At 51.6% G+C, this 7227-nt stretch carries 8 protein-coding genes; 5 read left to right on the forward strand and 3 right to left on the reverse strand.

The features are described from left to right. Nucleotides 1–61 precede the first annotated feature (61 nt). From pstC to arsJ, 5 genes are all read left to right on the forward strand, one after another. Entirely contained in the window at nucleotides 62–1312 is a 1251-nt protein-coding gene (pstC, locus tag INT19_RS00445) for a phosphate ABC transporter permease subunit PstC (protein ID WP_089037902.1), read from the forward strand. Nucleotides 1313–1330: 18 nt separating this feature from the next. Continuing rightward, nucleotides 1331–2497: a phosphate ABC transporter permease PstA gene (gene pstA / locus INT19_RS00450; RefSeq protein WP_193059286.1), complete on the forward strand. Its 1167-nt coding sequence runs from the start codon at nucleotides 1331–1333 to the stop codon at nucleotides 2495–2497. Between the two features lie 24 nt (nucleotides 2498–2521). Further along, on the forward strand, nucleotides 2522–3361 hold the full coding sequence (gene pstB, locus INT19_RS00455; RefSeq protein ID WP_193059287.1) for a phosphate ABC transporter ATP-binding protein PstB: 840 nt from the start codon (nucleotides 2522–2524) through the stop codon (nucleotides 3359–3361). Nucleotides 3362–3510: 149 nt separating this feature from the next. After that, a complete protein-coding gene (locus INT19_RS00460) occupies nucleotides 3511–4557 on the forward strand; it encodes an ArsJ-associated glyceraldehyde-3-phosphate dehydrogenase (protein ID WP_193059288.1) in 1047 nt (348 codons plus the stop codon). Between the two features lie 61 nt (nucleotides 4558–4618). Then, a complete protein-coding gene (gene arsJ, locus INT19_RS00465; RefSeq protein ID WP_226924395.1) occupies nucleotides 4619–5785 on the forward strand; it encodes an organoarsenical effux MFS transporter ArsJ in 1167 nt (388 codons plus the stop codon). A gap of 10 nt (nucleotides 5786–5795) precedes the next feature. On the opposite strand, the gene INT19_RS00470 is transcribed toward arsJ, so the two are convergent. The 3 genes from INT19_RS00470 to INT19_RS00480 all read right to left on the reverse strand — a co-directional run. Then, the gene (locus INT19_RS00470; protein WP_193059290.1) at nucleotides 5796–6089 is read right to left on the reverse strand and encodes a CC/Se motif family (seleno)protein; all 294 of its coding nucleotides are present in this window, start codon (nucleotides 6087–6089) and stop codon (nucleotides 5796–5798) included. 40 nt (nucleotides 6090–6129) lie between these two features. After that, entirely contained in the window at nucleotides 6130–6534 is a 405-nt protein-coding gene (gene arsC / locus INT19_RS00475; RefSeq protein WP_193059291.1) for an arsenate reductase (glutaredoxin), read from the reverse strand. 24 nt (nucleotides 6535–6558) lie between these two features. Next, nucleotides 6559–7227 (reverse strand): arsenic resistance protein (locus tag INT19_RS00480; protein WP_193059292.1); only part of this gene is annotated, 669 nt, incomplete at its 5' end.

The following is a 7227-nucleotide window of genomic DNA, read 5'->3' on the forward strand; positions in this document are numbered from 1 at the left end:
AAGCTGTCGGCCCATTATTGTTGATAAGTTTCTTAACCGGTGACGACGTGAGAGAGATGCGATGCAGACCAACCAGCTTCTACTGATTTTTTGTGCTGCACTATTGCTGCTGGGGCTGCTGGCTTTTTTTGCTGGCCGTTCAAAAGCCGCTCGGTTCCGTAGCGCGGGCACGGCTATGTTTGCTCAGCCAGATCAATATGCCTGGTTTACCGTGCTCTCTACCGCCGGGCCTGCGGTGCTTGTTAGTGCGCTAGGAGCATTTGCGCTGCTATTAATGGGGGCAAATATCCCCACGCTCTATTTATTTGCGGCGAGTTTGGTAGTGGCAGCCATAGGTCTAATGGTGAGCCTTAACCTAGTGAAGCCTGATTTTCATGCCCGTCAAGCCATAGAATCGGTAATCGGTAAAGTCTTGGCTGGGGCAGCATTAATTTCGATTTTCACTACCTTTGGTATTTTGTTCTCGATCATTTCCGAGGCGCTGCGCTTTTTTCAAATGCACAGCTTCTGGGAATTTATTACCGGCACCACCTGGAACCCGGGGGCAAGCTTTTTAGCTGCAGCGGGTCGCGGCGATGGTGGCGGTGCTGAGTTTGGCTCGGTACCGCTGTTCGCTGGTACCTTTATGATTACTGCTATCGCCATGCTGGTGGCGGTGCCTGTCGGTTTGCTCTCAGCAATTTACATGTCCGAATTTGCGCCAAGTAAAGTGCGCACCGTTGCCAAGCCGGTGTTAGAGGTTTTGGCGGGCATTCCTACCGTGGTTTACGGCTTTTTTGCCGCCATCACCGTAGCGCCGATTATCGTTAATATCGCTGGTTTTTTGGGGCTCGACGCTTCTTATAACAATGCGCTGGCGCCTGGCATTGTGATGGGCATTATGATCATACCGTTTATCTCATCGCTGTCTGATGACGTGATCAACTCGGTGCCAGATAGCATGCGCCAAGGGTCGTTGGCACTGGGCATGACCAAAGGGGAGACCATTCGTGATGTGGTAGTGCCCGCTGCAATGCCCGGGATTATCTCTGCTGCGCTCTTAGGTATGTCGCGTGCGATGGGTGAAACAATGATTGTGGTGATGGCCGCAGGTATGCGTCCCAACTTAACCGCCAACCCGCTGGAAGATATGACCACGGTCACCGTGCGCATTGTGGCAGCATTAACTGGCGACCAAGAGTTTGCAAGTGCTGAAACGCTATCGGCTTTCGCGTTAGGGCTTGTGCTGTTCGTTGTTACGCTTGTGCTTAATTTGGTGTCGGTTCTGATGATCCGTCGTTTCCGCGAAAAATATCGCGTGAATAACCTGTAACGTCGAGGAACTGTTTCGATGAGCCATACTTTTGACGAAATCAGCCAGCAGCTTAAAAAGCGCCACCGGAAGTCTACCCGCCTTAAATGGATAACCATGGGGTCGTTAGGGCTGGCAGGCTTGTTCCTGGTGCTGTTTTTTGCAGACATGCTGACTAAAGGTCTGCCTGCTTTTCAGCAAGCGTATATACAAGTCGAGATCAACTATACCGAAGAAGCCGAAACCGATGGGCGGAAGGCGTTTGATGAAGAGCTGCTGCCCATTATCAGCCGCACGGTAGTGCGCGTGATCCCGATGGAACTTCGCAATAATCCTGACATGATTGGTACCAGCGAAACCCAGTGGGTGCTAGCGACCAGTGGGGTGGATCAGTATCTGAAAGGTCACCGGCATCGTTTAAGTGAAGAAGAACAGGCGGCTATTGATGCCCTGGTTGAAGCGGGTCAGGTAGATCTTCGCTTCAATAGCACCTTTTTTGGTTCGGGTGATTCAAAAATTGCCGAGAATGCCGGTATCCTCTCGGCCGTTGTCGGTACCGTGATGACAATGATCGTCACCCTAGCTATCTCGTTTCCTATCGGCGTTATGACGGCGATTTATCTGGAGGAGTTTGCTCCAGACAACCGCTTTACTCAGCTCATTGAAATTAATATCAACAACCTTGCTGCGATTCCCTCGATTCTGTTTGGTCTGCTGGGTCTTGCGATCTTTATTAACTTCTTTGGGGTGCCGCGTTCGTCGCCGTTAGCGGGTGGTATGACTCTGGCGCTGATGACGCTCCCCGTTATTATTATCTCAACACGTACTGCGCTGCGTAGCGTGCCGGAATCCATCCGCCATGCTGGCTTTGGGGTGGGGTGTTCGCGCTGGCAAGTGGTGCGGGATCACGTTTTGCCGTTAGCTATGCCAGGTATTATGACCGGCTCTATTATTGGCTTGGCGCAAGCGATGGGTGAAACAGCACCGTTGATTATCGTGGGTATGGTGGCTTTTATCCCCGATGTGGGTGCTTCATTTACCGAAGCAGCCACCGTCATGCCAGCTCAAATATTTACCTGGTCAGGTGAGCCAGAGCAGGCGTTTGTAGAAAAAACCGCCGGCGGTATTTTGGTGCTACTCACCATACTCATCTCACTCAACGCCTTTGCCGTTGTGTTACGTAAGAAATTTGAGCGTCGCTGGTAGGCCAGCGCGATAGAGGACATGATTATGAATAGCCAAGCACCCGTAATGAATAGCCAGCAAGTCCCTGCGGCTGGGCAACCCTACACACGAAACGACGCTGCGTGCCACGACCTGAGCTTCCGGGTTCGCGATTTGAATCTGTGGTATGGCAAAAACCAAGCGTTGAATAATCTGAATATTGATCTATTTCAGAAAAATGTGACGGCACTGATTGGCCCTTCGGGGTGTGGTAAGTCGACGTTTTTACGCTGCTTGAACCGCATGAACGACTTGATTCCTAGCGTACGAGTCGAAGGCTTGGTTGAGATGGATGGGCTAGATGTTAATGCGCCTAAAATGGATGAAGTGGCGCTGCGTCGCCGGGTGGGCATGGTATTCCAAAAGCCTAATCCGTTTCCTAAGTCGATCTTTGAAAATATCGCTTACGCTCCACGCATGCACGATTTGGTCAGTCGTAAAGCCGAGCAGGAAGAGTTGGTTGAAAAGGCGCTACGCGACGCCGGGCTGTGGAACGAGGTGAAAGACAAGCTGCATGAGCCAGGTACCTCTCTCTCTGGTGGTCAACAACAGCGTTTGTGTATTGCCCGAGCGATTGCAGTACAGCCAGATGTGATTTTAATGGATGAACCGACTTCGGCGCTTGACCCGATCTCGACCGCAACCATCGAAGATTTGATGGATAAGCTGAAAGAGCAGTTCACCATTATTACCGTGACGCATAATATGCAGCAGGCCGCACGGGTAGCCGACTACACGGCATTTTTCCACCTGGGGGAAATCATCGAGTACAACGATACCAAAGTGATGTTCTCAACCCCGGCACAGAAAAAAACCGAAGACTATATCTCCGGTCGTTACGGTTAACTAAGACTGCCTGTAGGCTAGCCCCAAGCTAACCTGCAGGCATTTTTTTATTTTTTCATATATGTTTTTTCGTATATTGGCATTGCGAATTTTTGCACTATTCATTTATTTAGACGTTCATGCATACGTTTATCTAAATAGGAGGCCCCATGACATTACGTATCGGTATTAACGGGTTTGGTCGTATTGGCCGATTGGCACTGCGAAGCTTATGGGCTGAGGTTGAAGCGGGGGCAGTAGAGCTTGTGCGTATTAACGACCCTGGCGGTGATTCAGCAACCTTTGCCCACCTGCTTGAGTTTGATTCGGTGCATGGCCACTGGTCTCCAGGTGAAGGGATTGCAGCTTATGACGATGCGATTGTTTTAGATGGTAAAACGGTTGCGTTTAGCGCCAATAAAGCGATTGCCGACAGTGACTGGTCTGCCTGTGACGTGGTCATCGAGTGCTCGGGTAAAATGAAAGAAACCGCCAAGCTCCAGGCGTATCTTGATCAAGGCGTTGCGCGCGTAGTGGTGAGTGCACCGATTAAAGAAGAGGGCGTGCTGAACGTGGTGGTAGGTGTCAACGATCATCTTTATGACCCTGCTCAGCACCGGATCGTAACGGCCGCTAGCTGTACCACAAACTGCTTAGCCCCGGTGGTTAAAGTGATTCAGGAAACCTTTGGTATTCGCCATGGTTCGATGACGACGGTACACGACATTACCAACACCCAAACAATTCTAGATGCGCCGCACAAAGACCTGCGTCGTGCTCGTGCCTGTGGTATGAGTTTGATTCCAACGACAACGGGCTCTGCAAAAGCAATCACAGCCATCTTTCCCGACCTGGAAGGCAAGCTGAATGGTCATGCCATTCGTGTGCCGCTGGCCAATGCATCGCTCACCGATATGGTGTTTGAGCTTGAGCGCGAGGTCACGGTGGAAGAGGTCAATCAAGCGCTGAAAGCGGCCGCGGAGGGAGGACTCGCCGGTATTTTGGGGTATGAAGAGCGCCCGCTGGTATCGATTGATTATCGCACTGATCCGCGCAGCTCCATTATTGATGCGCTTTCTACCATGGTGGTCAACGGTACCCAGCTTAAGCTTTACGCCTGGTATGACAACGAGTGGGGCTATGCCAACCGCACAGCCGAGCTGGCGTTAATGGTAGCTGGTGAGAAGACAGTTAAAGAGCAGATGGACCGTGGTTGATTCGTCGTTGCTAAAGGTGTTCGCGCGCGTAAAGGCGCTACCTTTTGAGGTGCGCCAATACATGCTGATCACTAGCAACTACTGGGCGTTTACCATTACCGACGGCGCGCTGCGCATGCTGGTGGTGATGTATTTCCACCAGCTAGGTTACTCGCCGCTGCAAATCGCCATGCTGTTTCTGTTCTATGAAGCGTTTGGCGTCGTGACCAACTTGGTCGGCGGCTGGCTTGGCGCGCGGCTAGGCTTGAACCGCACGATGAATGTGGGGCTGGGGCTGCAAATTGTTGCGCTTGCCATGCTGATGGTGCCCGCAGGGATGCTCACGGTTGTTTGGGTGATGACGGCGCAGGCGCTGTCTGGCATTGCCAAAGACTTAAATAAAATGAGTGCTAAAAGTGCGGTCAAAGTATTGGTGCCTAAAGAGAGTGCCAACGCTAATAGCTCTCTCTACCGCTGGGTAGCGATGCTGACCGGCTCTAAAAATGCATTGAAAGGTCTAGGCTTTTTTATCGGCGGGTTGTTACTGACGCTGATTGGTTTCCGAGGCGCGGTGATTGCCATGGCGGTGATGCTTAGCGCGGTATTAATGGTCTCTTTATGGCGCTTAAAAGCAGATTTAGGTCGCCAAAAAGTAAAACCCAAATTTTCGGAGATTTTTTCCAAGTCCCGTGCCATCAATGTGCTTTCAGCGGCGCGCTTTTGCCTGTTCGCTTCTAGGGATGTCTGGTTTGTCGTGGCATTGCCGGTGTTCCTATACGATCAGCACGGCTGGAGTCACTGGACGGTGGGGGGGCTACTGGCAGCATGGATTATTGGCTACGGTGGGGTACAAACCCAGGCACCTAAACTGACCCAGTTGATTGAAGGGGATGCCCGCTCGCTAACCGCAGGATGGGCAGCCGCTTTAGCAGTACTAGCGATTTTATTGGCGTTGTTACCGCTGGCGCAGGTGGGTTGGCTGGTGGTCGGGCTTTTAGCGTTTGGTGTGCTATTTGCGATTAACTCCAGCTGGCACAGTTACCTGATCGTTCATTACGCTCGTGCTGATGGCGTCTCGATGGATGTCGGCTTTTACTATATGGCCAACGCCATGGGGCGTTTGGTAGGAACCTTGCTGTCAGGCTGGCTATATATGGCGTACGGATTGAGCGCCTGTCTTTGGGTATCGGCGGCCTTCGTGACAGCCAGTTCCGTGATGGCACTGGCGTTGCCTAGACAAGCTGCTTAAAGGCCAGTTTCTAGCCTGCTGATAACGCTGCACCATCCACATAAAGGTGGCGCAATTTCCACCAGCCTTCCACGCCAATGCGCAGTCCTTGGTTAGCAAGGTTAGGATCAATGTAGATCGAAACACTATCTTGAAGATGGTGCTGATAGTGTTGGGTATCTTCTGGATGGTGCGCTTCGGCTACCGCTAGCTTGGCGAGGCCTCCGCAGCAGCCGTGGCGAGGGGAAAGCCGAACAGTGACGCTTCCGCCTTGTTGTTTAATGAACGCCACTGCGTTGCTGTCGATATCAATGACATGGCTCATTGTTCACCCCGTTCTATTGTCCTGGCATGTGGTTCCTATGTTAGCTCGCTGGATAGTGGATGGTTTCGCCATTCTCTTTGGTAAAGTGTGCCACGGGTTGCTCAAGCAGCTCCAATACTCGTTCGGGTGGGCGACACAGGCGCGCGCCTTTTTGGCTAATGACGATAGGACGATTGATCAGAACCGGGTGCGCTAGCATGGCGTCAATCAGCTGATCACCGTCTAGCGAAGAATCATTCAATTTGAGCTCATCAAAAGGCGCACCCTTTTGGCGCAGCAGTTCTCGTGGTGATATCTTCATCATCGTGAGTAGCGCTACTAGGCGCTCTCGGCTGGGCGGTGTTTCCAAGTAGTGGATTACCTCGGGGTCTTCGCCCGACGCCTTGATCATTGCCAATGTATTGCGCGAATTACTGCAGTTAGGGTTGTGGTAGATGGTGACCATTCAGGGGGAGTCTCTCAGGTTATGCTAATGAATAGGTGAAGGAAAATGCTGGCGCGTGTTGTTGGCAATGCGTACCAGTGCGAGCATAAGCGGTACTTCAACTAAAACACCCACTACTGTGGCTAACGCGGCGCCTGATTGTAAACCAAACAGTGCAATGGCTGCTGCGACCGCCAGTTCAAAAAAGTTGCTGGCACCGATCATAGCGCCTGGGGCAGCGATGTTGTGCGGCACACGCCATGCTTTAGCCCAACCGTAGGCAATAAAAAAGATCAAGAACGTTTGAATAATCAGTGGAATAGCGATCAATACGATATGCAGTGGATTGTTTAGAATAACATCGCCTTGGAAGGCGAATAGAAGCACGAGAGTGATGATTAACCCGATGGGGGTGATGGGGCCAACGCGCTTCATAAACACGTTGTCGTACCATTCAGCTCCGCGCTTGGCGATCAGTGCTTTACGGGTGATATAGCCAGCGGTAAGCGGAATGACGATGTACAGCACCACCGATAAAATAACCGTGTCCCAGGGCACTTGGATGTTTGAGATTCCTAGTAACAGCACCACAAGCGGCGCAAAGGCAAACAGCATAATCAAATCATTCAAAGCTACTTGAACCAGCGTGTAAGCCGCATCACCCCGAGTCAGGTAAGTGCCTAACCGAAAGTTTTCGTGCATAATGTATGTAGG

Origin of the sequence: Halomonas sp. 3A7M (assembly GCF_014897875.1) — a bacterium.
Classification (GTDB): domain Bacteria; phylum Pseudomonadota; class Gammaproteobacteria; order Pseudomonadales; family Halomonadaceae; genus Vreelandella.